Origin of the sequence: Pseudomonas sp. PSE14 (assembly GCF_029203285.1) — a bacterium.
In the GTDB taxonomy this organism is placed as follows: Bacteria; Pseudomonadota; Gammaproteobacteria; order Pseudomonadales; family Pseudomonadaceae; genus Pseudomonas.
Window position 1 is genome coordinate 5,292,662 of sequence record NZ_CP115669.1, and the last position, 26,559, is coordinate 5,319,220.

Here is a 26,559-nt window from a genome sequence, read left to right on the forward strand (position 1 = left end):
GGGCGCTCCGGGTTTGATCGTGGCGCCAGGAATACGCACGGTGTATCGGCATACAACCGCGAATGGTTGTACGCCCTACGATTGGGTTACACCGTGCACGCTTCCACTCAGTCCCGATACCCCGGCGACACCCGATCCAGCAACCGCAGCAGCGCCGCCCAGGCCAGGTCATTGCCATCCGTATCGTTCAACTCGCCCTCGGCCAGCGGCCGCTGCGGCGCGTTGAACTGCTGCTCGGTGTACCGGCAGACCTCCTCCGACGGAATCACCAGTTCGCCACCGGCCTGCGCCGCCAGTTGGATGTCGCAGGCCTTCTCCAGGTAGTACATGCGCAGAAACGCCTGCTGCACGGTCTGGCCCACGGTCAGCAGGCCGTGGTTGCGCAGCATCAGGCCGATGTGCTCCTCGCCCAGGTCGCGCACCAGGCGCTGCTGCTCGTCCATCGACAGGGCGATGCCTTCGTATTCGTGGTAGCCGAGCCGCCCGTAGAACTCCATGGACATCTGGTTCAGCGGCAGCAATCCACAGGCCTGCGCGGCCACCGCGCAACCGGCACGGGTGTGGGTGTGCAGCACGCACTGCGCATCCTCGCGGGCGCCGTGGATGGCGCTGTGGATGACGAAACCGGCCGGGTTGACCTTGTACGGCGTCGGCTCCACCGGATGGCCGGAGAGATCGATCTTCACCAGGCTCGACGCGGTGATCTCGTCGAACATCAGCCCGTAGGGGTTGATCAGGAAGTGGTGCTCGGGACCGGGGATGCGCACCGAGATATGGGTGAAGATCAGGTCACTCATGCGGAAATGCGCGATCAGCCGGTAGCAGGCCGCCAGCTCCTCGCGCAGTTTCCACTCCTCGGGCGGACAGGTGGCGCGGCTCACGGCCTGCGCCGACATCGACGTCATGGTGCTCTCCTCATCACGACTCTCTTCTCATGGAGAAACGCCGGGGAATCGCTTCCCCGGCGCCACGCTCACTGGGCGGCCCAGGCGTTGAAGCGCTCTTCCAGCTCTTCGCCGTGGTCGACCCAGAACTCATCATCCATCGCCAGCCCCTGGGGCAGGTTCTGCGGCGAGGTCGGCACCCAGCCTGCCAGATCCGACGGCAGCCGCTCGGCGGCCTGCTTGTTGGTCGGACCATAGGGGATGTGCTTCACATAATCCACCTGGGCATCGGACTGATTGGCAAAGGCGATGAAACGCTTGGCCGCATCGACGTGCTGCGAGCCCTTGATGATCGCCCAGTAATCCATGCCATACAGGCTGCCTGGCCAGACCAGCTGCAGGTTGCGTCCACCCTTGAAGGCATCGGCGATGCGCCCGGTGTAGGTGGTGGTCATCACCACGTCACCGGCGGCCAGCCACTGCGCGGGCTGCGCGCCGGCTTCCCACCACTGCACGTAGGGCTTGATCTGGTCGAGCTTGGCAAAGGCGCGATCGACGCCGGCCTTGGTGCCCAGCTCCTTGTACACGTCGGCCGGTTTCACGCCGTCCGCCATCAGGGCGAACTCCAGGTTGTAGATGGCGCGTTTGCGCAGGCCGCGCTTGCCGGGGAATTTCTTCACGTCCCAGAAATCGGTCCAGGATTGCGGCGCCGGCTTGAGCTTGTCGGCGTCATAGGCGATCGCCACGCCCCAGACCAGCGCGGCGGAACCGCAGTCCTTGGCTGCGTTGGGGATCAGTTGATCCTTGCCGCCGATCTGCTGCCAGTCCAGCGGCACGAACAGCCCCTCGTCACAGCCGCGGGCCAGGTCCGGGCCCTCGATCTGCACCACGTCCCAGTCGGCATGGCCGGTGTCGGCCATCACCTTGATACGGGCCATTTCGCCGTTGTACTCGCTCTGGGTCACCCCGACCCCGGACTGCTTGCTGAAGGGCTGGAAGAAGGCCGCATCCTGGGCCTTCTGGCCGGCGCCGCCGTAGCCGACCACCACCATGTTCTCGCTGGCCTGGGCGGTAGCGCAGCAGAGTCCGAGGGCGAGCAGCAGCGAATGCATCCTGCTCATGCGGAAAGGGTTCTTGCGGAAAGTCATTGGGCATACCCCATGTAGGAGGTCACGGGCGCGGTGCAAAAGGCCACGCGCACGCGGGATGGGCGCGCCGAAACCACGGTACAAGGGAGACAGGGCAGAGGTAGATCGGTAGCCAGCGGGCGGGCCCGCAAAGCGAGGGGGGGCCGTGGGGAACGGTTCATGCGCCTCTCCTCTTGTAGTTGTTGTGGAGTACGTCGCGGTTGAGCCCGGAGAACCGGGCTGGAAATGAAACTACCCAGTCACTTTTAAAAAAACAAGTTGATTTTTTACTGGCGGTAAATTTCCATAGGCTCAGCTTAAATGATCCTTCCCGACTTCAGGAGAGCCCCCGTGTCCGAGGTTCGTCACTTCCAGCAATCCGCCCTGCAATTCCAGTCCTACGCTGGCGAACCGGTGGAGCGCGCGGCCATCTGTCGCCTGATCGGCCCAACCGACAGCCAGACCATGGGCGCGGGCCTGGCGTGTTTCGATGGCGTGTCCATCGAGTGGACGGTGCTCTACGACGAACTGATCGTGGTGCTCGAAGGCAGGTTCCGCCTGCGCCTGGCCGACCGCGTGATCGAAGCTTCGCCGGGCGACGTGATCTGGGTCCCCGAACGCACTCCGCTGGCCTACGAAGGCGAAAAGGCCCGTGTGTTCTATGCCCTCTATCCGGTGGATTGGCAGGCGCGCAACGCCTGAATATTTCGACCGGCTGCGCGTCGGCGGAACGGCGTTGGAAACCAGCTCGGCATGCTCATTGACTGGAGTCAACTCCGCTGCCTCGCTGGTTTCCGCCTTGTTCCGCTCTAGCTCGCGCGATCGATAGCCACCATTGAATTACAACAAGAATCCGGAGTCGCCCGATGAGCCAGTTCCCCCACCTGTTCAGCCCCTTGAGCATTCGCGGCAAGACGCTGAAGAACCGCATCATGTCCACCGGGCACGACACCTCGATGCCCACCGACAACCTGGTCAACGACCAGCTGGTGGCCTACCACACCGCCCGCGCCAAGGGCGGCGTCGGCCTGATCGTGCTGCAGGTCGCCGGCGTGCATGACAGCGCGCGCTACACCTCCCACGTACTGATGGCCACCGACGATGCCTGCATCCCCGGCTACCGGCGCATCGCCGAGGCGTGCCACGCCGAGGGCACCGTGGTGCTGTCCCAGGTGTTCCACCCGGGCCGCGAGATCATGGAGTCCAGCGACGGCCTGCTGGCCGTGGCCTACTCCGCCTCCGCCTCGCCGAACGAGCGCTTCCGCGTCATGCCCCGCGAGCTGAGCCAGGCGATGATCGACGAGATCATCGAAGGCTACGCCACCGCCGCGCGCCGCCTGCACGCCGCCGGTATCGATGGCGTGGAGGTGGTCGCCAGCCACGGCTACCTGCCGGCGCAGTTCCTCAACCCGCGGGTGAACCGCCGCAGCGACGGCTATAACGGCGACCTCGACGCCCGCCTGCGCTTCACTCGTGAAGTGATCGCCGCCGTGCGCGCCGCCACCGACGAAGACTTCATCATCGGCCTGCGCATTTCCGCCGACGAGCGCGATCCGGAAGGCCTCACGGAGGACGAATCGCTGCAGGCCGTCAAGGCGCTGCAGGGCCAACTGGACTACGTGCACATCGTCGCCGGCACCTCGGCGTCGCTGGGCGGCGCCATCCATATCGTGCCGCCCATGGCCATCGAGGCCGCCTACCTGGCCAACGAGGCCGGCAACTTCAAGCGCAGCCTGGAGATTCCGCTGTTCGTCACCGGGCGCATCAACCAGCCGCAGGAAGCCGAGCTGATCGTCGCCCGCGGCCAGGCGGACGTGTGCGGCATGACCCGCGCGCTGATCTGCGATCCGCAGATGCCGAGCAAGACCGAAAGCGGCCGCGTCGAAGACGTGCGCGCCTGCATCGCCTGCAACCAGGCATGCATCGGCCACTTCCACCGCGGCTACCCGATCTCCTGCATCCAGCATCCGGAAACCGGCCGCGAGCTGATCTACGCCGAGCGCAAGCCAGCCGCCCAGCGCAAGCGCGTGCTGGTGGTCGGCGGCGGACCGGCAGGCATGAAAGCAGCCGCCGTGGCGGCCCAGCGCGGCCACGAAGTGACCCTCTGCGAAGCCAGTGGGCAACTCGGCGGACAAGTGAACCTCGCCCAGTTGCTGCCGCGCCGGGCCGAATTCGGCGGCGCCTCCACCAACCTGCAGCGCGAGATGCAGCTGGCCGGCGTCGAAGTCCGTCGCAACACCCGCGTCGACCGAGCACTGGTCGAGCAGGAGCGCCCCGACGTGGTGATCGTCGCCACCGGCGCCAAACCCTATCGGCCGCCCTACGAAGAAGCCGGCAATCTTCAGGTGGTGGACGCCTGGCAGGTGTTGCGCGGCGAGGTTCAGATCGGCCGCTCGGTACTGGTCACCGACTGGCGCGCCGACTGGATAGCCCCCGGCATCGCCGAGCGCCTGGTGCGCGACGGTCACCAGGTACAGCTGGCGGTGAACGGCACCCACGTCGGCGAAAACCTGCCGCTCTACGTGCGCGACCACCTGGCCGGCGAACTCCATCGCCTGGGCATCAGCATCACCACCTACGCCCGCCTCTATGGCGTCGACGACAGCACCGTCTACCTGCAGCACAGCGCCAGCGGCGAGCCGATGCTGGTGGAAGGTATCGACACCCTGGTGCTCTGCCAGGGCCACCAGCCGGTGGATGAGCTGGCCGATGAGATCGCCGACCTGGCCGAGGTGCGTCGCATCGGCGACTGCCTGGCGCCGCGCACGGCGGAGGAGGCGATCTACGAAGGACTCAAGGCGGGTTGGGCGATCTGAGCCCACGTGAGTCCTGGGGACGGATCAATCCGTCCCCAGCGCCAATCAACCGGGATTGCGCTCTAGAATGGCCGCTCTGCAGCCAACCGTTGAAGCCATGAACCCAGGTCTCGCCAAACTCGTCGCCGACTACCAGCGCGCCGTACGCCAGGCAGTGGCGCTGCTCGAACAATCGGCCATCGCTCGGCCCGCCAGTAATCGCGAATGGGCATTTCTCGACATTCCCCATCGGGGAACACTCAAAGACGGTGTGCACTACTTCAAGCATGGCTACGGCTGCGCCGTGCACCTGCCTGACGGAGCCGTGGACTTCGACTTTGGCGCCAAGGGTGAAATCGACGGGTTCGACTTCTGGCGTCTGGCGGGCTTCGCGGAAGCGAAGCTACCCGACTATGGTTTTGCCGACGAAGATGCCCTCAAGGAGTGCTTTAGCCAAGAGGTCGACGCAGGAACGCTGCGCTACTCCGGCTACATCCTCTACTACCTTGTGCGTTTTGAGCCGAACTGCGCGCAACGATGAATCGGCGCATTGTTTAGAATGCCCCACGACGCCCATCCCCAGGACCCTCGCCGCATGAGCCAGAAAGCCCCGCAGGACGCCCCCGCCAACGCCGAAGCGCAGTTCCTCGGCACCCGCATTCGCGGCCTGCGCAAGCGGCGCGGCATGACCCTGGCGGAGCTGGCCGAGCAGAGCAGCCTCACCGCCGGCTACATCAGCCAGCTCGAACGCAACCTGGCCTATCCGTCGATCCCCGCGCTGTTCAACATCGCCCGCGCCCTGGGCGTGACCATCCAGTGGTTCTTCGCCAGCGAAGTGCAGGTCGACCCGGCCGACGCCGGCTACGTGGTGCGGCGCAACGCACGCACCAGCGTGCATTACGAAGACGGCATCGTCGACGAACTGCTCAGCCCGCAGCCCAGCCGCCAGTTGGAAATCCTCCACTCGCGCTTCCCGCCGGGCACCTACAGCCAGCAAAGCTACAGCCACGACGGCGAGGAAGCCGGCTACCTGCTCAGCGGCAGCTTCGAACTCTGGGTCGGGGACCGTTACTTCCTGCTCAACGAAGGCGACAGCTTCAGCTACTCCAGCCAGGAGCCGCATCGTTATGGCAACCCGGGGGATGTGGATGCGGTGGTGATCTGGGTGATCACGCCGCCGACGTTCTGAGGCCCGCTACAGGACAAACCTTGCAGGAGCGAGCTTGCTCGCGAAGGCTCTTTCAGCGGCATCCGTGTCAGGCAGGTTCGCGAGCAAGCTCGCTCCTACTGGTGCAGCCGCAAAACTCTGGCGCGAGAGGCTGCCCTCACCCCAGCCCTGGCTGCGCGCCCCGCTCCGAAGGGAGAGGGAGCAGATCGGCGCGAGCGATCTGCCAGGCATTCCGTCTTGGAGCTTCTTTGAAAGCAGCCGCATCCGACTGACTCGATGTTTCGCCCAACCTCGAACGGCCCCTCTCCCCCTGGGAGAGGGTCAGGGTGAGGGAAATCCGCCACGCCGAGGCCTCCGTCAGCGCTTGATCAACCTACCGAGACCATCCAGCAAACGCTCAAGCGCCCCCTGGTTGGCCTTCATCACGCCCAGCCCGGCCTCGGCCATGCGCTCGGCAGAAGCCGGCTCGTCCCACAGTGCAGCCACAGCCACCGCCAGCGAAGGCGCATCGGCCACTTCGCGCAGCGCCCCGACCTCGCGCAGTTGTGCGGCAATCTCCAGGAAGTTGAACAGGTGCGGCCCGGACAACACCGGCTTGCCCAGCGCCGCCGGCTCCAGCAGGTTGTGCCCGCCATTGGGCACCAGGCTGCCGCCGACGAAGGCGACATCGGCCAGGGCATAGAGGAACAGCAACTCGCCCATGGTGTCGCCGAGCAATACCTGGGTCTGCGCCGCCACCCGTTCGCCGGTGGAGCGCCGCTGGGTGCGGAAGCCTTCGCGCTGGCACAGCTCGAACATCGGGTTGAAGCGCTCCGGATGGCGCGGCACCAGGATCAGCAGCGCATCCGGATGCTTCTCCAGCAACTGGCGATGGGCGGCCAGGACGATCTCGTCTTCGCCGCCATGGGTGCTGGCGGCGATCCACACCGGCCGCTGCTGCGCCTGCCACTGGCCGCGCAGCTCATGGGCACGGGCCAGCAGTTCGGGATCGATGGTCAGGTCGAACTTGATCGAACCGGTCACGCTCACGCAGTCCGGGCGCGCACCGAGCTGGCGGAAGCGCTCGGCTTCGGCCTCGGTCTGCACGGCGATCCAGCTCATCTCTTCGAGCATCGGTCGGGTCAGCCCGGCAAAGCGCGCATAGCCCCGCGCCGAGCGCTCGGACAGGCGCGCATTGGCCAGCGCCACAGGAATGCCACGCCTGGCGCACTGGTGAATGTGGTTGGGCCACAATTCGGTTTCCATGATCACGCCCAGCACCGGGCGGGCGCAGTCGAGGAAGCGTGCCGCCGCCCAGGGCAGGTCGTAGGGTAGATAGCAGTGCTGCACCTGCTCGCCGAACATCGCGTGGATGCGCTCGGAGCCGGTGGGCGTCATGCAGGTGACGGTGATCGGCAGGCCGGGGTGGCGCTGCATCAGCGCACGGATCATCGGCGCGGCGGCGATGCTCTCGCCCACCGACACCGCGTGCACCCAGATACCGCCGGGCTTGAGCGCCGGCAGGCCGATGGCGAAGCGCTCGCCGATGCGCCGGGCATAGGCCGGCGCCTTGCGCGAACGCAGGAACAGGCGCAGCGCGACCAGCGGCAGGCCCAGGTGGAACAGCAGGGTATAGAGGGTCCGGTTCATGGCGGCGGAGAGTAGCAAATTCGTGGGCTTGGTCGCCGCACAATCCTGAATGGAGCGCCGTTTCTGTAGGAGCGAGCTTGCTCGCGAACCGCTTGATGCCGGAGCAACCATTGGCTCCTGTTCGCGAGCAAGCTCGCTCCTACGAAGAGCATTTCCCGCCCACAACAAGAGGGTGGCATCAAACCGGCGAGGCGAGATGCCTGGCGAAGCACTCCCCCAGCCAGTTCGCCGCCGGCCCCAGGGGCTCGTCGCGGCGCCAGACCAGTTCCACCACCAGCGGCGGCGGCGTCCAGTCGCTGGCCAGCTCCACCAGCAGCGGTTGGTAGGCCGGGTACTGGGCGACGTGGGTCGGCAACCAGGCCCAGCCGAGGTCGCGCATCAGGAGTTCAGCCATGGCGTAGAAGCTGTCGGCGCGCCACACCAGCGGGCTGATCTGCTCGCCGCCGGGGTAATGGCTGTCCTGCGGCGCCATCAGCAATTGGCGATGGCGGGCCAATTCGCGGCGGTCGGCGTAATCCAGCTTCGCCAGTTCATGCCCGGCGCCGCACACCGTGACCATCTCGATGGTGCCAAGCCGCTGCCGCTCCAGCGCTTCCGGCATGCCCTCATGGTGGAACAGCAGGCCCAGGTCGGCGCGCCGCTCCAGCAGCTTGCGCGCCACATCGCCCTGGGCGCCGCTGGCCAGCTGCACCTCCAGGGTGGGGAATTCCTGCGCCAGCGCCTGCAACCCAGAGAGTACCGGCTGATAGGGCATCGCCTCGTCCTGCGCCAGCCGCAGCAACGGCTCGGTGCCGCGAACCAGCGACAGTGCACGGCTCTCCAGCCGCTCGCACTGGCGCAGCACTTCCCTCGCCTCATCCAGCAGCGCCCGGCCCTCAGCGGTGAGCACGGGCTGGCGGCCGCTGCTGCGGTCGAACAGGGTCACGCCCAGGTCGCTTTCCAGCAGCGCGATGGACGAACTCACCGCCGACTGCACGCGCTTGAGCTGCCGCGCCGCCGCCGAGAAGGAAGATTGATCGGCGACGCTGACGAACAGTCGCAACTGATCCAGGTTCCACTGCATGACCTATCTCCACAACCTATCTTTAAAGCAGATAGGTAATGACTTTATCCCATCATCCGAATGACTAGAATGCCCACCAGACCGAACACAACCCACGCGCCGCACACCGCGGCGCGTCGCTTCAGGGGAGGACCTGTCATGCCCGGCTATCTCTACCTCGCCATCGCCATCGTCGCCGAAGTCATCGCCACCGCCTCGCTGAAGTCGGTGAAGGGCCTGTCCACTCCCCTGCCGCTGCTGCTGGTGATCGTCGGCTACGCCATCTCCTTCTGGATGCTGACGATCGTGGTACGCAGCATCCCGGTGGGCATCGCCTACGCCATCTGGGCGGGCCTGGGCATCGTGCTGGTCAGCATTGCAGCCCTGGTGCTCTACCAGCAGAAACTCGATACCGCCGCGCTGCTAGGCATGGGGCTGATCGTCAGCGGGGTCGTGGTGATCCAGTTGTTCTCCGGCAACGCGGGCCACTGATGCGGCGCCCTCGGCATTCTGTAGGGGCGAGCTTGCTCGCGAACGCCTTCCGCTGCGGTGGCTGGTTCGCGGGCAAGCTCGCTCCTACAAAAGCAGCCTGAGCCAACGGGCGTTTGCCGCCGCCCTCAAGCGTTATACTGCGCGCTTCGTTTTCCCCTCGAGGCGCTTTCATGTCCGAATCCCTGAGCACCGACATCCTCATCGTCGGCGGCGGCATCGCCGGTCTCTGGCTCAACGCTCGCCTGCGGCGCGCCGGCTTCTCCACCGTGCTGGTGGAGAACACCGCGCTGGGCGGCGTGCAGAGCATGCGCTCGCAAGGGATCATCCATGGCGGCACCAAGTACGCCCTGCATGGCGCGCTGACCGGCGCCTCGGAAGCCATCGCCGACATGCCGGCGCTGTGGCGCGACTGCCTGGCCGGTACCGGCGAAGTGGACCTGCGCGGCGTACGCGTGCTCTCCGACGCCCACTACCTCTGGTCGCCCGGCGGCCTGGCCGGCAACCTCACCAGCTTCTTCGCCAGCAAGGCGGTGCGCAGCCGCGTCGCCCAGGTGAAAGGCGCCGACCTGCCGCCGGCGCTGCAGGACAAGGCCTTCAAGGGCAAGGCCTATCGCCTCACCGAACTGGTGCTGGACGTACCCAGCCTGATCGCCCGCCTCGCCGAGCTGGCCGGCGACAGCCTGCTGGCCGGCGAGCGCATCGAAGCGCTGCGCGAGGGCGACAAGCTCGTCGGCCTGCGCGTGGACAGCCGCGAGATCCGCGCCCAGCGCGTGGTGCTCAGCGCCGGCGCCGGCAACGAAGCCCTGCTGCGTGAGCTGGGCGTGGAACGCCCGGAGATGCAGCGCCGCCCGTTGCACATGGTGCTGGTCACCGCGCCGACCCTCAAACCCCTGTACGCCCATTGCGTGGGCGGCGGGCCGAAGCCGCGCGTCACCGTCACCACCCATCCGCTGAGCAATGGCGACTGGGTCTGGTACCTGGGCGGCGACATCGCCGAAGCCGCAGGCGTGGCCCGCAACGAAGCCGAGCAGATCGCCGAGGCGCAGCACGAGCTGCACAAGCTGGTGCCCTGGATCGACCTCTCCGCCGCGCGCTGGGCCACCCTGCGCGTGGACCGCGCGGAGCCCGCGCAGAACAACCTGCTGCGCCCGGACAGCGCCTTCCTCGCCGAAGACGACGCGCTGCTGGTCGGCTGGCCAACCAAGCTGGCCCTGGCGCCGAACTTCGCCGATCGCGTGCTGGAATCCCTGGAAAAGAACGGCATCCGCCCACAGACGAGCGCCGCGCTGCCCGAGCTGCCGCGCCCGGCCATGGCCCGTCCGGTGTGGGAGGAACTGCTCGGATGAAGACCCTGCACCACCTGCACCGCCCGCTGGGCAGCACCGGCCTCTCCGTCTCGCCGCTGGGTCTGGGCACCGTGAAACTCGGCCGCGACCAGGGCGTGAAATACCCCGAAGGCTTCCGCATTCCCGATGACCGCGAAGCCGCCGACCTGATCGCGCTGGCCCGCGACCTGGGCATCAACCTGATCGACACCGCGCCGGCCTACGGCCGCAGCGAGGAACGCCTCGGCCCGCTGCTGCGCGGCCAGCGCGACCAATGGGTGATCGTCAGCAAGACCGGCGAGGAGTTCGTCGACGGCCAGTCGCACTTCGACTTCAGCGCCGCCCACACCCGCCGCTCGGTGGAGCGCAGCCTCAAGCGCCTGGAGACCGACTACATCGACCTGGTGCTGGTGCACTCGGACGGCAACGATCTGGACATCCTGCAAGGCACCGAGGTCTACACGACCCTGGAGCGTCTCAAGGCAGACGGCCTGATCCGTGGTTTCGGCTTCTCCGGCAAGACCGTCGATGGCGGCCTGCTGGCCCTGGAACGCGGCGACTGCGCGATGGTGACCTACAACCTCAAGGAACAGGCGGAAAAGGCCGTGATCGACCACGCCCAGGCCCATGCTCGCGGAATCCTGATCAAGAAGGCCCTGGCCAGCGGCCATGCCGCCCTCGCCCCCGGCGTCGACCCGGTGCGCGCCAGCTTCGAACTGGTGCTGGGGCACCCGGGCGTGGCCAGCGCCATCGTCGGGACCATCAATCCGCTGCACCTCGCCCACAACGTGAGCATCGCCGCCGAGGTCCTCGACCGCTGATCGGCGGTCATGTGGATTACCTTTTCCTGTGCCATGCTCAAACTCCCCGGCAAAAACCGGGGACGTAGAAAATGTCGCCAACCGGTGATCCACACGCAATAACCTCGGAATCACCCAGCCTTTCAGGGAAAAACCCGGAAATCCCCTGGATTTTCGATGACGCCAGGAGCGGCGCCAGGCTGTCTGCATTCCAGCGACCCCCGAAATCGATCGGCCGGACCGTTCCCACAGACGGTCAGTGTTCACGTCGGCGCGCCCTGATGGGCCCGCCCGGCGCCCTGTACGAGAAGGAGCCCACATGCCCCGTACGCTCGCCCGCAAGGACCCGACCGCCTTCAAGACCCTGCCCCTGCTGGTGGAAGCCGGCACGGACAGCCTCGCCTACCAGACCCTCGGCAAGCCCCTGAACTTCGCCCAGGTGCTGGAACGCCGCCGTCCCATCCAGATCAACGACAGCGGGCGCTTCGTCGCCGAGCTGGCGAATCTGGGGGTCTCGGTGCGCCTGACCCTGAACTTCCAGGGCCGCGACCACTGGATTCTGGTGCGCCAGCGCCGCCTGGACCGTGGCGACACCGTGCTCAAGCTGATTTCCGGTTACGTACCGGCGCACGAACTGAACCTGCCGCTACTCACCGCGATCCAGGAAGTGGCCGAGGAATGCCTGGTGGAAACCGCCGACGGTTGGCTCGGCGGGCGCTTCGGCGACACCTGGCTGCCGACGCCCTATGAAGGTGCCCTGCGCTACCGCGAAGACAGCCACTTCTCCCTGACCCCGCTGTCCGGCGCCTCGCGCCCGGTCCAGGCCGGCGCCCTGCGCCTGCTGGAGCGTCCGCAGGCCTATGTGCACCTGCCGACCGCCTCGCTGCAGCTGGTCTATGACCTGCGCATGGAACTGCCCAAGGACGCCCGCGATGTCAGCCTGTTCCACGTCGACGAAAAACTCGAAAGCGGCCCGCTGGTGGCGCGCCTCGACCGTCGGCGTCCGGATCTCTACCTGCTGCCGCTGGAGCATGGCCGGCCCACCGGCGAGCTCTACACCCTGAGCAAGGGCGAGCTGTGCAAGGCCGGCACCCGAGGCCTGTGGCTGTCGGAAAGTTTCGCCGAGCAGGACGGCTGGCTGGTGCGCGAAGAGCGCATCCGATTCCGCGAATGGATGGAGCAGTGGCCGCCCGCCGCCGGCAATGCCGGCAGCGGGCGGCGCACGGCCTGACTCCACCGACCTGAACCGGCCATGCTGACTCTCGGATCACCCCTACAGAAAAGCGCCCCTCCTCACTTCAGCTGGCTCGAACTCTTGCCCAGGAGCCGCCGCGCCACGATCAGCAACTGGATCTGCTGGGTGCCCTCGAAGATGTCGAGAATCTTCGAATCCCGCGCCCACTTCTCCAGCAGCTCTTCCTCGCCGTAACCCAACGCTCCCGCCAGCTCCACGCATTTGAGCGTCACCTCGTTGGCCACGCGCCCGGCCTTGGCCTTGGCGATGGAGGCCTCCTTGGAGTTGGGCAAACGGTTGTCGGCCATCCACGCGGCCTTCAGGGTCAGCAGGCGCGCCGCTTCCCATTCGGCTTCCAGGCGATACAGCGTGGCCTCGGCATGGCTGGCGGTCAGCAGCGGCTGGCGATAGTCGAAGCGGCACCCTGCTTTCTTCAGTAGCTCGCCGGTGCGATCCAGCGAGGCCTTGGCCACGCCGATAGCCATGGCGGCCACCAGCGGGCGGGTGTTGTCGAAGGTTTCCATCACCCCGGCGAAGCCTTTCTGCACGTCGATCTCGGCGTTGCCCAGCAGGTTCGCCGCCGGCACGCGACAGTCGCTGAAGCTGATGGACGCCGTGTCCGACGCCTTGATGCCGAGTTTCTTCTCCAGGCGGGTGACGGTCATGCCCGGCGTGCCCTTCTCCACCACGAAGGACTTGATCGCCGCGCGGCCCAGGCTCTTGTCCAGGGTCGCCCAGACCACCACGGCGTCGGCGCGGGCGCCGGAGGTGACGAAGATCTTCTCGCCATTGAGCACGTAGTGATCGCCATCGCGGGTGGCGGTGGTGCGGATAGCCGCCGAATCGGAACCGCAGCCCGGCTCGGTGATGGCCATGGCCGCCCAAGTGCCGGAGAAGCGCTTGAGCTGTTCTTCATTGGCCACAGCGGCGATGGCCGCGTTGCCCAATCCCTGGCGCGGCATGGCCAGCAGCAGGCCAGTGTCGCCCCAGCACATTTCCATCACACCCAGGCAGGCGGAGAGGTTGCCGCCATTCTTCACGCCCTCCTCCGCGCCACTCTTGCGCTTACTGGCGGAAGTGGCGCCAACGGCGTCCGGCGAGCCGGCGTTCATACCGTCCAGCAGCGCGGCCAGCAGGTCCAGCTCCTTGGGATAGGCGTGCTCGGCCTTGTCGTACTTGCGGGAGATCGGTCGCAGGTAGTTCTCCGCCACCTGGCGGGCCTGGTTCTGCAGCGTACGGAATTTCTTCGGTGTTTCGAGATACATGGATAACTCCTACAGATGCAGACCGCCGGCCATCAGACTGATCGCGCGCAGGTCGCGGTACCAGCGCTCGGCTGGGTGTTCCTGGGTGAATCCGTGTCCACCGAGCAGTTGCACGGCGTCAGTGCCGATCTTCATGGCCTTCTCCGCGCAGAGCAGCTTCGCGAGATAGGCCTCGCGGTGGAACGCCTGGCCGCGTTCGGCCAGCGCGCAGGCGCGCCAGACCATCAGGCGCATGGCGTCCAGCTCGATGGCGATGTCCGCGACCATGAAGGCCACGCCCTGGCGATGGCTGATCGGCTCGCCGAACGCCTCGCGCTCGTTGCAGTAGGTGATCACATAGTCCAGCGCAGCCTGCCCGGTACCCACGGCCAGCGCGCACCAGGCCAGCGCGGTGTAGTCGAGGAAGGCCTGGTAGTCGAAGCGCTCCGCCGCCAGCCGCTGTTCGGCCGGCACCTTCACGCCCTTGAAGCGAACCCGCGCCGTGCCGGTGGCCTTCAGGCCCATGGCAGGCTCAGTACGCACCTCGACACCCTTGGCGCGGGTGTCGACAAGGAACAGCGCCGGACCATCGCCCGCGTCGGCCGCGACTATCAATTTCTGTGCATCCACGCCGCGCACGACCAGGCACTTTTCGCCGGACAGCATGTAGTTCGATCCGCGCTTGCGCGCCTTGGTGGACAAGCGTTGCGGATCGCCCAGCAGTTGCGGCTCGGTCACCGCGATGGCAATCAGCGGCGCCGCGTCTTCCGCAACGAAGGCCGGCAACCAGCGCGCCTGCTGCTCGGACGACGCCCAGCGGCGAATGCAGTTGGCTGCCGACAGCGGCACCAGCAGCGCGGCGGCCAGACTCAGGTCGCCTTGGGCGAGGGATTCGGCGATCAGCGCGTTGGTCACCGCGGTGCGCTCGCCAGCCATGCCGCCATGCACTTCGCTGACACCGTAATGGGTCAGGCCCAGCTCCTGCGCCTGGGCGAGCAGCTCCAGGCTGAGGCTGGCCTTGGCATCCGCGTCGTGGGCGGCGGGGCGCAGCACTTCGACGGCGAAACCTTCGAGCATTTCCACCAGCATCTGCTGCTCGTCGGACAGGGACAGGTCGAACAGGCCATCCGGGTCGACCTTGCGCGGGGTCTTGGTCTGCTTGGCGGCGCGCTCGCTGACCATGCGAAAGCCCGTGCGGCTGCCGCTGTAGAGCAGTTTCTCGAAGGGTTTGCGCAGCTTCAGGCGATCCGGCCAGTCGGCCTGGGCGACGCGGTTCAGCACGGCCAGGGCGCGGCCCTGCACATCGGTGGTCATGGCATCTCGCTCCGCGGAGGGTGGATGCCATCGATCATGCGCCGGGAATCGGCGGGGGAACCATGACCGCTTTGCCGTCGGTCGCTGGCAGAGCGGTCAGTGGGAGGTCCGCGCGAAGGCGAGTATCTGTAGGAGCGAGCTTGCTCGCGAACGAGTCCGCAGCGGGTTTTGTTCGCGAGCAAGCTCGCTCCTACAGAAAGTGAGGGATCAGCCCTGGTGCAGGATCTTCTCGACGATAGCGGTGGTGGAGCTGTTTTCCACCAGGCCCAGCACGCGGACGTCGCCGCCGTATGCCTTGACGATGTCAGCGCCGACCACCTGGTCCACGCCGTAGTCGCCGCCCTTCACCAGCACGTCAGGGCGGACTTCGGTCAGCAGGCGCTCGGGGGTGTCTTCGCCGAAGCTGACGACCCAGTCCACCGCGCCGAGGCCGGCCAGTACGGCCATCCGGCGGTCGACACTGTTGATCGGGCGGCCCGGGCCTTTCAGACGGGTCACCGAACCGTCGTCGTTGACCGCGACGATCAGACGGTCGCCCTGGGCGCGGGCCTGCTCCAGGTAGGTCACGTGGCCGGCGTGGAGGATGTCGAAGCAGCCATTGGTGAAGACGATCTTCTCGCCGTGAGCGCGGGCGTCCTCGATAGCCAGCAGCAGTTGATCGAGGCTCAGCACGCCACGCTCGGAGCCCTGCTCGCGCTGCACGGCGCGGCGCAGTTCCGGGGCGCTGATGGCGGCGGTACCGAGCTTGCCGACCACGATGCCGGCGGCCAGGTTGGCCAGGGCCACGGCTTGCGGCAGGTCTTCACCGGCAGCCAGGGCACCGGCCAGGGTGGAAATCACGGTGTCGCCGGCGCCGGTGACGTCGAACACTTCACGGGCACGGGCCGGCAGGTGCAGGGCGTTGTGGCCGGGGCGCAGCAGGGTCATGCCGTGCTCGCCACGGGTGACCAGCAGCGCGCCGAGTTCCAGCTCGGTCATCAGTTGCTGGCCCTTGGCGACCAGCTCGGCCTCGTCGGCGCAGCGGCCGACGATGGCTTCGAATTCGGAGAGGTTCGGGGTGATCAGGCTGGCGCCACGGTAGATGGCGAAGTCCTTGCCCTTGGGATCGGCCAGCACCGGGATGTTGCGCTGGCGGGCAGCCTGGATCAGTTGCTGATGGTTCTTCAGCGCACCCTTGCCGTAGTCGGAGAGCACCAGCACGCGGACGTTATCCAGCAACGCCTCGACGTCGGCGGAGAGGGCCACGGCGTCGGTGCGGAAGGCTTCCTCGAAGTCCACGCGCAGCAGTTGCTGGTGGCGGCTCATGACTCGCAGCTTGACGATGGTCGGCTGACCGGCGATGCGCTGGAAGCGGGTGGTCACGCCCACCGCCTGCAGGCTGTCGCTCAGGCTGTCGGCGGCTTCGTCGACGCCGGTGACGCCGACCAGGAAGGCCGGGGCGCCGAGGGCGGCAAGGTTGAGCGCGACGTTGGCGGCGCCACCGGGACGGTCCTCATGCTGCTCGACCCGCACCACGGGCACCGGCGCCTCGGGCGAGATGCGCGAGGTCGCGCCGTGCCAGTAGCGGTCGAGCATAACGTCGCCAACCACCAGCACGGGGGCCTGATCGAATCGGGGCATGGTCAGTTTCATGGGAACTCCGCAGGTCGAAATCGCCGCGGATAATACCATAGCCGCCCAGTGCGACTTGCGTCGGACACCGGGCGGTCACCGTATTGGCTAGGGGACTTTGCGAACCCAGAACAGCTCATGGCGGCGCACCGCCTTGCGGAAGAATTCGTCCTCGCCGGTCACCGGCCACTGGCGCCCGGCGAGCAGGCGCTGGATCAGGCGGCGCAGGCGCTTCTTGCCGCTGAGCGGGGTCTGCAGGTCGTGCTGCAGGGCGAGCGCCTGGGCCTTGTCGATGCGAGTAGCCGCATCGAGCACCGGGCTCCACAGCGGGTCAGCTGGTAATGCTTCGATACAAGGAGGCAGGGCGATGCCGCCGTCGGCCGGGCCCATCGGCCAGCGGTCATTGTCGTGCAGGTGGTTGGCGTAGAGCAGCAGGCTCTGCGGCTTCCAGCTGCTGCGGTCGAGGGCTTCCAGCACGGCACGGGTGGCATGGACGTGGTCGGCGTGGGGGTCCAGTTCCGGATGGGCGGTGAGGATGACGTCGGGGCGGACGTGCTCGATCAGCGCGGTCAGGTCAGCCACCAGGTTCAACCAGGTCGGCGCGCCGTCACGGTCGGCGGGCAACTGCAGCGGGTTGAAGCTACGCGCGCTGCGCACATCGCTTTCGCCGGATTCCCGCGAGCCGAAGGCCTGGCTGGGCTCGGCCGCCATCGCCGGCAGTTGCAGGCAGTAGTAGCCCAGTTGCACGCAGCGCTCAGCGGGCACACCTCCCCAGAGCGGCGCAGCAATGCTGTCCCAGATACGCAGGCGGCCCTTCAGACGGGCGGCGGCGGCCTTGTCCAGGCCCAGGCGCTGGTAGTGCTCGGCCTCGATTTCGCCCTGGGTCAGGGTAACGATCCAGGCCTCCGGGCAGCGGCTGTACTGGCCAAAGGCGGCCAGTTCGGCGTCATCGGCATGGGGCGCGACGATCAGCAGGCGCTGGCGGGCGTAATCGGGATTGTGGAAGGCGTGCAGCACAGCGTGTTGCGCCAGGCGGCAATGACGGCCGCGGAGGCGCAGATGGCCGGCGCGCAGGGCGTCGCCCTGGCCGGAGAGGTTGATGTAGCGCTTGCCGCTGACACCACGCTCGAAGTCCTGGCGGTCGCTCTCGCCGCCTTCGATCAGCACCTGCGGGTCGAGCCAGCGTCCAAGCAGGGAAGCCTTGACCTCGACTTCCAGCACAAGGGTTTCCGCGTCCGCCGGCAATGCGCCGTCGGCGAGGTGCAGGCCACGCGGGCCGAGAGAGACCGGCAAGGCCACGCTGCCTTGCGGGAAGTCGTAGCGGTAGTCGTCGCGTGGCGAGTAGAACAGGTGGTCGGCGAACCAGGCTTCGTGGGCGACCCAGCCGAGGATCACGGCCAGCGGCACGCTCCACCAGGGTGCGAAGATGCCGAGCAGGATCAGCGCCAGCAGGGCAATGAGCAGGACCACGCGTTTCTTGCGGCGGTGCTGTTTGAGCAGTTGCTGCTTGCGGGCGGTCATGGTGGTTCTCCGTTAAGTCGGCTGGAGCTGTAGGAGCGAGCTTGCTCGCGAACCCACCGGCGCGGCGGGGCTGTTCGCGAGCAAGCTCGCTCCTACGAAAAGCGGGATCAGACCTGGAATACCGGCACGCGGTGGCACCAACGGTCCTTGTACTCGCGGTCGGCGCGGCCGAAGGAATAGCGCAGCGGCTTGCCCAGCGCCTCGGCGTCGGCCCAGGCCTCCTGCGTGTTGACGAAGCTGAGCACGCTGCCAGGGCTGAAGTCGCGATTCTCCGGGGCGACGCCACCGTTGATGTATTCCACGCTGACCCATTTCGGCGCCTCGACCCGGTAGAGAATCTGGATCGCCACCGGCTCGCCGTCCAGGCGCACCAGGGAGCCGCGCATGAATTCACGCATCAGGCTGAAGACTTCGGCCAGCCGCGCCTTGCCCGGCACCTCGAACTCCCAGCGGCGCTGGAACAGGTCGGCATAGATGCGCGCCTGCTCCTCGGGGCTCAGCTCACTCATGGGCTGCAGCACGCCCCCCGCCTCTTCCAGCAGGCGCTGCTCGCGGCGCTGGTTGTAGCGGAACTTCTTGGAGAAATCGGCCGGCGCACGGTTCATCGCCAGTTGTTCGGGCTGCTCGCGGGCATCGCTGACCTGCTCGCGGTTCAGCTCGGAGAGGTAGCGAACCCGGTGCCGCAGCTCGATTCGAGAGCCTTCGGCGATGGGCAGGATGATTTCGGCGTTGCCCAGGTCGAACAGCGCCTTCTTGCCCTCGCGCTTGAGCACGTCCTTGGACAGCGCCAGATTGCGCCCCCAGGTCGGTACGGCGGCGCGCAGTTCGTCGCCCTCGAACCAGCCAAGGTAGCGCACCGGGATACCGGCCAGGCTGGCGAGACGCTCGACCACGTCGGGATGGGTGGCGACGCTGCCACCGAAGGTCTGCCAGGCGACGGCATAATCAGCCGCCGCAATGGGCGTCCAGCCGCGTTCGCGGAAAAGGCGCAGTCGGTTCAGCATGTCAGGAACGTCAAACCGACTGCTCGGCGTTGGAACCTGCCTCGGCCGGCTCGTCGGCAAACTGTCGCGCATGCAGACGGGCGTAGTAGCCATTCTGCGCGATCAGCTGGTCGTGGCTGCCGCGCTCGACGATGTGACCCTGGTCCATCACCAGGATCAGGTCCGCCGCCTCGATGGTGCTCAGGCGGTGGGCGATCACCAGGGTGGTGCGGCCTTCCATGACCTTCTCCAGGGCGGCCTGGATGTGCCGCTCGGACTCGGTGTCCAGCGCCGAGGTGGCCTCGTCGAGGATCAGCACCGGCGCATCCTTGAGCAACGCACGGGCAATCGCCAGGCGCTGGCGCTGGCCGCCGGAGAGCATCACGCCGTTCTCGCCGACTTCGGTCTCGAATCCTTCAGGCAGACGATCGATGAACTCGCGGGCGAAGGCATCGTCGGCGGCCTTTTCCACCGCCTCGCGCGGCTTGCTGGCCAGGTCGCCGTAGGCGATGTTGTTCAGCACGCTGTCATTGAACAGGTTGACCTGCTGGGTCACCAGCGAGATGTGCTTGCGCAGGTTGGTCAGCTTGTAGTCTTCGACGTCCACGCCATCGAGCAGGATCTGCCCGTCGCTGTGGTCGTAGAAGCGCGGAATCAGGTTGGCCAGGGTCGACTTGCCGCTGCCGGAGCGGCCGACCAGCGCCACCATCTGGCCCGGCTCGACGCTGAAGTTCAGGTCCTTGAGCACCTGCTTCTCGGTGCCCGGGTAGGTGAAGCTGAGGTTCTTCACTTCCAGGCGGCCGTTCACGCGCTCGCGCTCGACGGTGCCATGATCCACTTCGGGTTGCTCGTCGAGCTGCTCGAAGATGCTCTCGGCGCCGGCCACGCCCTTCTGGATGGTCGAGCTGACTTCGGAGAGCTGGCGGATCGGTTTGGGCAGCAGGCCGGCCATGGAGATGTAGGCCACCAGGTCGCCGACAGTAGCGTCGCCGCGCAGCAGCAGCACCAGGTACAGCAGCACGGCCATGGCGCTGTAGATCACCAGTTGCAGCATCGGCGTGTAGATCGCCGAGGTCTTGTTCATGCGCAGGTTCTTGCTGGTGTTCTCGTCAGTCACGTTCTGGAAGCGCTGGCGCTCATAAGCCTCGCCACCGAAACTGCGAACCACGCGGTAACCCTGGATGGTCTCGGAGGACACATGGGTCACGTCGCCCATGGCCACCTGGATCTTCTTGCTCTGCTTGCGGAACTTGCGGCTGGCGCTGGTCACCATCAATGCGATGACCGGCAGGATCGCCAGCATCACCAGGGTCAGTTTCCAGTTCATGTACAGCAGCGAGAGGAACAGGAAGACCACGGTCATGCCTTCGCGGATCACTACCTTGATCGCGTCGGTGGCAGCGCCGGTGACCATGGTCACGTTGAAGGTGATGCGCGAGATCAGGTGCCCGGAGTTGTGGCTGTCGAAATAGCGGTTGGGCAGCGTCAGCAGATTGTTGAACAGTGCGATGCGCAGGTCCTGCACCAAGCCCAGGGAGACCTTGGCGATGAAGTAGTTGCCCAGGAACGAGCCGACACCCTGCCAGACCGCGATCAGTACCACCAGCAGAGGCACCGCATACAGCAGTTGCAGGTCGCGCAGCCAGGCCAGCGGCGCGTTGGGGAACAGCTTGGCGTCCGGATGGGCCAGGCCGTCGACGAAGTACTTGAGGATGCCCGCCAGCATTGGCTGGGTAGCGGCGAAGATCAGGAAGCCGACGATGCTGAGCAGGAACATCCCGATGTACGGGCGTACATAGGAAAGCAGTCGGAAATAAATCTTCAGGCTGGAGGGAGCCTGGGTTTCGTTGCCGGCCATGTAGGAATCGCACGCTTAAAAGGTCGGCGATTATAACACAGCGCTCTCGTTTGCCCGGCGGCTGGGCTACTATAGCCCGCTCTTGAACAGGACCACGCCATGCAAGACCTCGCCCTCCCCGCCTACGAATCGCTGCGCGCCGGCGCCCAGGTGCTGGAAGCCGACAAGCACGGCGACAAGGTCCTGCGGCTGGCGGACGGCAACTTCCTGAAACTGTTCCGGCGCAAGCGCCTGATTTCCTCGGCAGCGTTCTATCCCTACGCCCAGCGCTTCGCCGACAACACCCGGACGCTGCAACGCCTGGCGGTGCCCTGCCCCGAGATCATCGCGGTCTATCGCATCGCCGATATCGCTCGCGACGCCGTGCATTACCGGCCACTACCGGGCGATACGCTGCGTCAGGTCATCGCCGCCGGCGAGGCCGACCAGCAGCTCGCTGCGCAGTTGGGCACGCTGATCGCGGACCTGCACGATCAGGGCGTGTACTTCCGCTCGCTGCACCTGGGGAACGTGGTGAAGACGCCCGAAGGCAGGCTGGGCCTGATCGACCTCGCCGATATGAAGAAGCAGCGCCGGGCGCTGTCCCGACTGCAGCGCAAGCGCAACTTCGCCCACATGCTGCGTTATGCCAACGACCGCCAGTGGTTGCTGGAGGGCAACACCGACAGCCTGTCGAAGGCCTACCTCGCGCGCAGCCCGGTGCGCTGGAGCCTGCCGGAGCTCAAGCAGATTCTCAGCTCGGCTCCATGACCGCCGGCCGCACCTGCGGCCAGCGCTCCAGGCACAGTCCCAGCAGGATCACGACCCAGGGCATCAGCCACATGGCGCGCGTACGCTCCCACAGGCTGAAGACGTCGAACTGCATGGCCACGCTGGAGAATACCCAGAGCAACATCACCGACAGCCCCAGCGCGCGCGTCCGGCAACGCCAGGCGTGAAGCCCTATCATTCCCCACAGCAGCAGGAACAGCAGCAGTGCCGGCACGCCGTACTGGAGGGCGGTGTGCACCAGGAAATTATGCGCGCCATTGCGGTAGATGATCGTCGCACTGGCTACCGAATAATCGCCCCCCAGCCCCACTCCCGTCCAAAGGTGCTCCTGGATCTGCGGCCAGGCATTGCGTAGCAGATCGAAGCGCTGGGCATCGCCGCGCGCCAGCAACCCCGGTTCGACCACGAAGAGAATCGCCCCCCCCAACAACAGCAAGAACGGCAGCAGCTTGGCGACCCGACCGGGCACCAGGCTCAGGCTGAAGATCGCGGTAACCATCAGGGCCAGAAGCGCCCCTCGGCTCCCACACAACACCACGTAGATCAGCGAGACGGCCAGCAGCATCGCCCAGGGCAACTGCTGCCAGCCCCGGCGAGGCAGTAACGGCACGCACATCACCGTGACGAAGGCGATCGAATAGGCCGCCGCATTGGGGTTGTCGAGGAATCCGCCAAGTCCGTTCAGGCGACCGCCGCCAAATTCCGGCTTCAGGATCAGGGCAGCCACGCTGTAGAAACCGATCACCAGTGCCAGCGAGAGCATGGCCAGGCGTAACCGCCGCTCATCCGCGCGCCCCCAGAGCACCCAACCCTGGATAAGCAGCATGAACAGCGCCGCCTCCTTGAATGAGCCCAGCGGATTGCCGCCACCCTTGGACCAGAGCAGCGACAGGACCGCCCAACCGAACAGCGCCAGCAGCACCCACATTTCCTTGTGGGCCCGAAGCAGATGTCCAAGCTCCTGTCGGCGGGCAATGCACAGCCACAGAGACGGCAGGTAGACGAACAGGATGACCATCTGAGAGTAGAACTTCATGGTCGGCGTCAGCATCACACCACCGATGCTCCAGAGCACTCCGACTCCAAGCATCGCCTCGGCGATTCGGCTACCCCGTCGCTGGCTCGCCCCCATCGGCGTCAGACGCGGGCACCAGGCCCTCCAGGCGTGCGCAATCACATCCTTCATCGAAAAACTTCTTCCTACCCGAACTTGAACAACAAATGGCGAATCCTCCGCCAGGTGACGCGATTCCAACGCCAAGGCGGCAATTGCAGCAGCAGCGACCAGGCGTAAGCCTTGTCCCCGACGACAGACTGCTTGAGCGCCTTGTTGACGATGCAGGTCATGCCCGCGAGGTATGCCGGGTGGTCACGGTAAGGGGCGACTGTCATACAGTCGTAATCGAACTGGCGCCGGTAGGCCGTCTTCGAAAAGTTGCCGTCATGACGACGGTAGCCGCTGACCACGTCCGGTAGAACTTCGACCCGATAGCCCAGGTGGGCGATCTTCAGGGTCATCTGGAAATCCTGGATACGAATCTCCGGATCGTAGCCCCCGACCCGCTCGATGGCCTCACGGCGATACATCGCCACCGTTGCGCCGATGGCAATGGCATGCCCCAGCAGGTCGTCGAAACTGTAGCTGCGTATGCCATTGCGTTGTTCGCCCTTCAGGCGCTTGCCATCAGCGTCGATATAGACGACGCGCCCTCCGAGGCAGCCGACCTCGGGGTGATCCGTCATATAGTTGGCCTGAAGGCTCAAGCGCCCCGGCATCATGATGTCATCGGAGTCCGGCGTTGCCACCAATTCGCCGCGGGCATGGCGCAAAGCCGTGTTGAGCGCGGCGCTGACACCCTGGTTGGCCTGACGGTAAAACTGGAAGTCGAAGCGTTGCTGCAGTGCCTGGATTCTCTCGACGCTGGCATCCTGCGAACCGTCGTCCACCACGATCAACTCGAAGTTCGGATAGTCCTGCTCGAGAATGCTCAGCAGCGTCTCTTCGATGTAGCGCTCTCGGTTGTAACAGGGCACCAATACGGAAATCAGCGGGTATTCCACAGTTCCCTCGGCAGCTGCCATTGGATGAGCCACGGGTCAGACCCTCAACGCCAGGCGCAGGCGTTCCAGCATGCCGGGTTGAGGCCGCTCGCGCAGGGGAGGTGTCATGGCCCGGACGATCCGAGCACCGATCTGCCCGAAACCGAAACCGTCCTGCGCCAGCTTCCGCCCCGCTTCGGCAATCCGAGCCACTCGTTGCGGGTCCTCTCGAAGCATCTTCAGCTTGCTGCGAAGCTGGGCAACGTCGCGGTACAGCACCACGTTGTGCATATCCTGCAAGCCGAGAGCGCGGTTCTCCGCCTCGCCCTGGTCGTAGGCCAGTAACACACAGCCGCAGGCCATGGCCTCGAAATTCTTGATCATGTACTCACCCATGCCGACATCCGCGCTGACGAAGAAGCGAATGCGGTTGAGGGTGTTCAGGTAGTCCTCGCCTGAATTCGTCTTGGTAACCAGCAGGTTTTCCACCTTGCCCAGCTCGTCCAGCAGCGCCTTGCGGCCACTGTAGGCAACGCTGCCCGTGCTCCCCACGAAAGCCAGCTCGATATCGCGCTCGCGACCCAAGTCATGGAGCAGGTCCTGGTCGTAGCCCTTGGGCACGAAAACCGCATCGAAACCTTCCTGGCGCAGCCGCTCGCTGACCATGAAGCCGGAACTGATCACGCGCGCCCAGGGCAGACGGCGATAGTGGGCGCTGAACTTCCCGGTGTATTTGCAGGGAATGTAGTTCTGGTAGGCGTCGTGTTCGAGGATGACCAGGTTGGGCACGCTGCGGATGAAGGCGGCCTGACGCATCTCCTTCTTGAAGCGCAGGAAGAACAGGATGCGGTCGTATTTCGAGACATCCACGTGCTCGCGGAAGTAACGGCGCAGGTTGGCCTGCTCGTCACTGGTCAGCCAGCGCAGATCACACTCGCAATGCTCGGCGATACCGTCATACAGCCGATCGAGGATCGCACGTTGTTCTTTTTGGACCAGGAACAGAACTTTCAAGACTCACCTTTACGTCCCGGATTGCGGGCAATCGAATTAGCTTACATCCCGGGCCGGATCTGGCTGCCGCTCTGCCTCCATGCAACCTGCCCAGTCGCGACACACGAAACGGGGCGCCGACAAGGACAATGCGCCGCGAAGATTAGGGGACGCTGAACAACTCGGTCAAGGCGACGACCATCTCAGGGTGTGGCGTGGAGAATTTGGCTTTGACGGACGTTGTAGTAAGTGCAGCCCGCAGGAAGATCCTTGTTGACGAATGACATCGCCCCAATGGTGACACCGCTGCCGATATCGAGTTCATCGGCGATGATGCAACTGTGCGCTCCCAGACTAACGTCGTCACCGATCACTAGAGAGTACCGGTCACGTCCCAACGTCTTGATGCCCACGGTCGAATTCTGCCGGATGAAGAAATTCCTGCCGATCTTCGCATAGCCGGTGATGACGACCCCCGGCAGGTGGGCGATGCGAAAGCCGGGACCGATCTGCGCAGCAACACTGATGTCCACGGCATAGCGCCGGTTCAACTTACGCTGCATACGCAGCGCATAACGGCGCCGCATTCCACCCTTGGCATAAAGGAACTGCGCCAGACGGAACTGCAGCAGATAACGCAGTACATTATGTTTGTAGGCTCGCTTGAGAATGTTACTGATCAGTCCGATGCGACTGCCGGACTTCTTCTTGTTCGAGACCTCGCACTTCCAGCACTCAATCAGTTGCTGCAGATCCATCATGACCTCACTCGAATACGCTTGCCGTCCTTTGCCGCCATCTCACCTTCGAGCAACCCATCCAACTCGGTCGGATCGACCTTCGGTACGACGCTTGCCGGCAACCGGCTGTCCCGCGACAGATTGAAGAGCTTCAGGGAATAGCGGGGCATGACCTGCTCGGCCACAACCCGGAAGCTGGGCAGGATATAGTCGTCGAAATCCTCGTCGAGGCTGCTGGGCAAGGCCGCCGCACCTGTTTCGTAGAAGCGACCGATGCTCTTGTGTAAATCCATTCCAACGATGAAAACCTGATTGAAGCCCAGGTGACAGGCCAACTGCGTCGCGGCGTAGGGTATGGTGCGGGCGCCGAAATAGCCCTTGCTCATATCGCGGCTGAAGCCGATACGATTGGCCTTTCTGCGCCACAGGGAAAACCCGCAGATCAGATCGGGATCTTTGCGGACGGACCATGCATAAGAGCGATCCGAACGCACTGCCACGCCATGCATGCGATTGACCCTCTCCAGCAACATGACCTCCGTTCTCTGCGACAACACGGAGGCGTCATACCGATGAAGCGCCTGGAAGCAATCCAGGCTCATGGCCAGGTTTACTGCGCTGCGCGCGCCCAGACAAGCGAGATCCGGGCGATCACGTACGAAACCAGGATCATCGCAGATATAGAAGAACGGACTGATCTGCTGGTCGGCGCAACGAACGATGGAGCCATTCATGGCGATGACCGGCCAATCCGCATAGCGGGACAGCGGAAACTCTCCGGCGGACGGCCCGGAAGCCAGCAGGAACACACTGCCCTGGTGGCGCCCGCGACAGACCCCGAACTCAGCGATGGGAATACGAATGTCCCCCTCACTCAGCCAGCGTCGACCACTTTCTAGCTTCAGTTCCAGCATATGCAAATCGTAAATTCGTCAATGAAGTCGCCAGGGACCGCTGCGCCAAGGCCAAGGAAAAGTGGGAGTCGGAG

The 26,559-nt window shown here is 65.5% G+C and carries 24 protein-coding genes; 9 read left to right on the forward strand and 15 right to left on the reverse strand.

The genetic code is table 11. The annotated features are described in order from the left end of the window. Positions 1-107: 107 nt before the first annotated feature. Together O6P39_RS24305 and O6P39_RS24310 are read right to left on the reverse strand one after the other, a co-directional pair. The gene (locus O6P39_RS24305; RefSeq protein WP_275608932.1) at positions 108-905 is read right to left on the reverse strand and encodes a class II aldolase/adducin family protein; all 798 of its coding nucleotides are present in this window, start codon (positions 903-905) and stop codon (positions 108-110) included. Positions 906-973: 68 nt separating this feature from the next. Beyond that, entirely contained in the window at positions 974-2,032 is a 1,059-nt protein-coding gene (locus tag O6P39_RS24310; RefSeq protein ID WP_275608933.1) for an ABC transporter substrate-binding protein, read from the reverse strand. Positions 2,033-2,362: 330 nt separating this feature from the next. Here O6P39_RS24310 and O6P39_RS24315 point away from each other — a divergent pair, with 330 nt between their 5' ends. From O6P39_RS24315 to O6P39_RS24330, 4 genes are all read left to right on the forward strand, one after another. Further along, positions 2,363-2,713 (forward strand): AraC family ligand binding domain-containing protein, encoded by a 351-nt coding sequence (locus O6P39_RS24315; protein ID WP_275608934.1) that lies wholly within the window; start codon positions 2,363-2,365, stop codon positions 2,711-2,713. Between the two features lie 164 nt (positions 2,714-2,877). Continuing rightward, positions 2,878-4,827: an FAD-dependent oxidoreductase gene (locus tag O6P39_RS24320; RefSeq protein ID WP_275608935.1), complete on the forward strand. Its 1,950-nt coding sequence runs from the start codon at positions 2,878-2,880 to the stop codon at positions 4,825-4,827. 67 nt (positions 4,828-4,894) lie between these two features. Continuing rightward, positions 4,895-5,347, forward strand: coding sequence for a hypothetical protein (locus tag O6P39_RS24325; protein ID WP_275608936.1), 453 nt, complete (start codon positions 4,895-4,897; stop codon positions 5,345-5,347). A 54-nt stretch (positions 5,348-5,401) separates the two neighbouring features. Beyond that, positions 5,402-5,995 (forward strand): cupin domain-containing protein, encoded by a 594-nt coding sequence (locus O6P39_RS24330; RefSeq protein WP_275608937.1) that lies wholly within the window; start codon positions 5,402-5,404, stop codon positions 5,993-5,995. A 336-nt stretch (positions 5,996-6,331) separates the two neighbouring features. Here the strand turns inward: O6P39_RS24330 and waaA are convergent, their stop codons facing one another. Next, positions 6,332-7,603 (reverse strand): lipid IV(A) 3-deoxy-D-manno-octulosonic acid transferase, encoded by a 1,272-nt coding sequence (waaA, locus tag O6P39_RS24335; protein ID WP_275608938.1) that lies wholly within the window; start codon positions 7,601-7,603, stop codon positions 6,332-6,334. Positions 7,604-7,781: 178 nt separating this feature from the next. Beyond that, positions 7,782-8,666 carry a LysR family transcriptional regulator gene (locus tag O6P39_RS24340; RefSeq protein ID WP_275608939.1) on the reverse strand — a complete coding sequence of 295 codons (885 nt, stop codon included), beginning with the start codon at positions 8,664-8,666 and terminating at the stop codon, positions 7,782-7,784. A gap of 138 nt (positions 8,667-8,804) precedes the next feature. On the opposite strand from O6P39_RS24340, the gene O6P39_RS24345 reads away from it, so the two are divergent. The 4 genes from O6P39_RS24345 (at position 8,805) to O6P39_RS24360 (ending at position 12,493) form a co-directional block, all read left to right on the forward strand. After that, positions 8,805-9,137: a multidrug efflux SMR transporter gene (locus O6P39_RS24345; RefSeq protein WP_275608940.1), complete on the forward strand. Its 333-nt coding sequence runs from the start codon at positions 8,805-8,807 to the stop codon at positions 9,135-9,137. Positions 9,138-9,307: 170 nt separating this feature from the next. After that, positions 9,308-10,483 carry an FAD-dependent oxidoreductase gene (locus tag O6P39_RS24350; RefSeq protein WP_275608941.1) on the forward strand — a complete coding sequence of 392 codons (1,176 nt, stop codon included), beginning with the start codon at positions 9,308-9,310 and terminating at the stop codon, positions 10,481-10,483. Further along, positions 10,480-11,283 (forward strand): aldo/keto reductase, encoded by an 804-nt coding sequence (locus tag O6P39_RS24355; RefSeq protein WP_275608942.1) that lies wholly within the window; start codon positions 10,480-10,482, stop codon positions 11,281-11,283. Before O6P39_RS24350 ends, O6P39_RS24355 begins: the two co-directional genes overlap by 4 nt. 298 nt (positions 11,284-11,581) lie before the next feature. After that, positions 11,582-12,493 carry a metal ABC transporter ATPase gene (locus tag O6P39_RS24360; RefSeq protein ID WP_275608943.1) on the forward strand — a complete coding sequence of 304 codons (912 nt, stop codon included), beginning with the start codon at positions 11,582-11,584 and terminating at the stop codon, positions 12,491-12,493. A 62-nt stretch (positions 12,494-12,555) separates the two neighbouring features. On the opposite strand, the gene O6P39_RS24365 is transcribed toward O6P39_RS24360, so the two are convergent. The 6 genes from O6P39_RS24365 to msbA form a co-directional block, all read right to left on the reverse strand. Beyond that, positions 12,556-13,761 carry an acyl-CoA dehydrogenase family protein gene (locus O6P39_RS24365; RefSeq protein WP_275608944.1) on the reverse strand — a complete coding sequence of 402 codons (1,206 nt, stop codon included), beginning with the start codon at positions 13,759-13,761 and terminating at the stop codon, positions 12,556-12,558. 9 nt (positions 13,762-13,770) lie between these two features. Continuing rightward, positions 13,771-15,054, reverse strand: coding sequence for an acyl-CoA dehydrogenase family protein (locus O6P39_RS24370; RefSeq protein WP_275608945.1), 1,284 nt, complete (start codon positions 15,052-15,054; stop codon positions 13,771-13,773). 207 nt (positions 15,055-15,261) lie between these two features. After that, positions 15,262-16,686 carry a bifunctional D-glycero-beta-D-manno-heptose-7-phosphate kinase/D-glycero-beta-D-manno-heptose 1-phosphate adenylyltransferase HldE gene (hldE, locus tag O6P39_RS24375; protein WP_275608946.1) on the reverse strand — a complete coding sequence of 475 codons (1,425 nt, stop codon included), beginning with the start codon at positions 16,684-16,686 and terminating at the stop codon, positions 15,262-15,264. A gap of 87 nt (positions 16,687-16,773) precedes the next feature. Further along, a complete protein-coding gene (locus O6P39_RS24380; RefSeq protein WP_275608947.1) occupies positions 16,774-18,186 on the reverse strand; it encodes a PIG-L family deacetylase in 1,413 nt (470 codons plus the stop codon). Between the two features lie 107 nt (positions 18,187-18,293). Further along, complete coding sequence (locus O6P39_RS24385; RefSeq protein WP_275608948.1) at positions 18,294-19,190, reverse strand: GNAT family N-acetyltransferase; 897 nt, start codon at positions 19,188-19,190, stop codon at positions 18,294-18,296. A gap of 10 nt (positions 19,191-19,200) precedes the next feature. Further along, positions 19,201-21,027, reverse strand: coding sequence for a lipid A export permease/ATP-binding protein MsbA (gene msbA / locus O6P39_RS24390; RefSeq protein WP_275608949.1), 1,827 nt, complete (start codon positions 21,025-21,027; stop codon positions 19,201-19,203). A 99-nt stretch (positions 21,028-21,126) separates the two neighbouring features. Between msbA and O6P39_RS24395 the strand changes: the two genes are divergently transcribed. Next, positions 21,127-21,777 (forward strand): lipopolysaccharide kinase InaA family protein, encoded by a 651-nt coding sequence (locus O6P39_RS24395; RefSeq protein WP_275608950.1) that lies wholly within the window; start codon positions 21,127-21,129, stop codon positions 21,775-21,777. Here O6P39_RS24395 and O6P39_RS24400 read toward each other — a convergent pair. The 5 genes from O6P39_RS24400 to O6P39_RS24420 all read right to left on the reverse strand — a co-directional run bounded on the left by O6P39_RS24400 (position 21,761) and on the right by O6P39_RS24420 (position 26,485). Further along, a complete protein-coding gene (locus O6P39_RS24400) occupies positions 21,761-22,984 on the reverse strand; it encodes an O-antigen ligase family protein (protein WP_275608951.1) in 1,224 nt (407 codons plus the stop codon). The two genes, O6P39_RS24395 and O6P39_RS24400, sit on opposite strands and share 17 nt — an antisense overlap. Before the next feature lie 14 nt (positions 22,985-22,998). Next, complete coding sequence (locus O6P39_RS24405; RefSeq protein WP_275608952.1) at positions 22,999-23,880, reverse strand: glycosyltransferase; 882 nt, start codon at positions 23,878-23,880, stop codon at positions 22,999-23,001. Positions 23,881-23,895: 15 nt separating this feature from the next. After that, the gene (locus O6P39_RS24410; protein WP_275608953.1) at positions 23,896-24,852 is read right to left on the reverse strand and encodes a glycosyltransferase; all 957 of its coding nucleotides are present in this window, start codon (positions 24,850-24,852) and stop codon (positions 23,896-23,898) included. Between the two features lie 182 nt (positions 24,853-25,034). Continuing rightward, the gene (locus O6P39_RS24415) at positions 25,035-25,589 is read right to left on the reverse strand and encodes a serine acetyltransferase (protein ID WP_275612024.1); all 555 of its coding nucleotides are present in this window, start codon (positions 25,587-25,589) and stop codon (positions 25,035-25,037) included. Continuing rightward, the gene (locus O6P39_RS24420) at positions 25,589-26,485 is read right to left on the reverse strand and encodes a lipopolysaccharide core biosynthesis protein (protein ID WP_275608954.1); all 897 of its coding nucleotides are present in this window, start codon (positions 26,483-26,485) and stop codon (positions 25,589-25,591) included. The genes O6P39_RS24415 and O6P39_RS24420 overlap by 1 nt, the downstream gene beginning before the upstream one ends. Positions 26,486-26,559 lie beyond the last annotated feature (74 nt).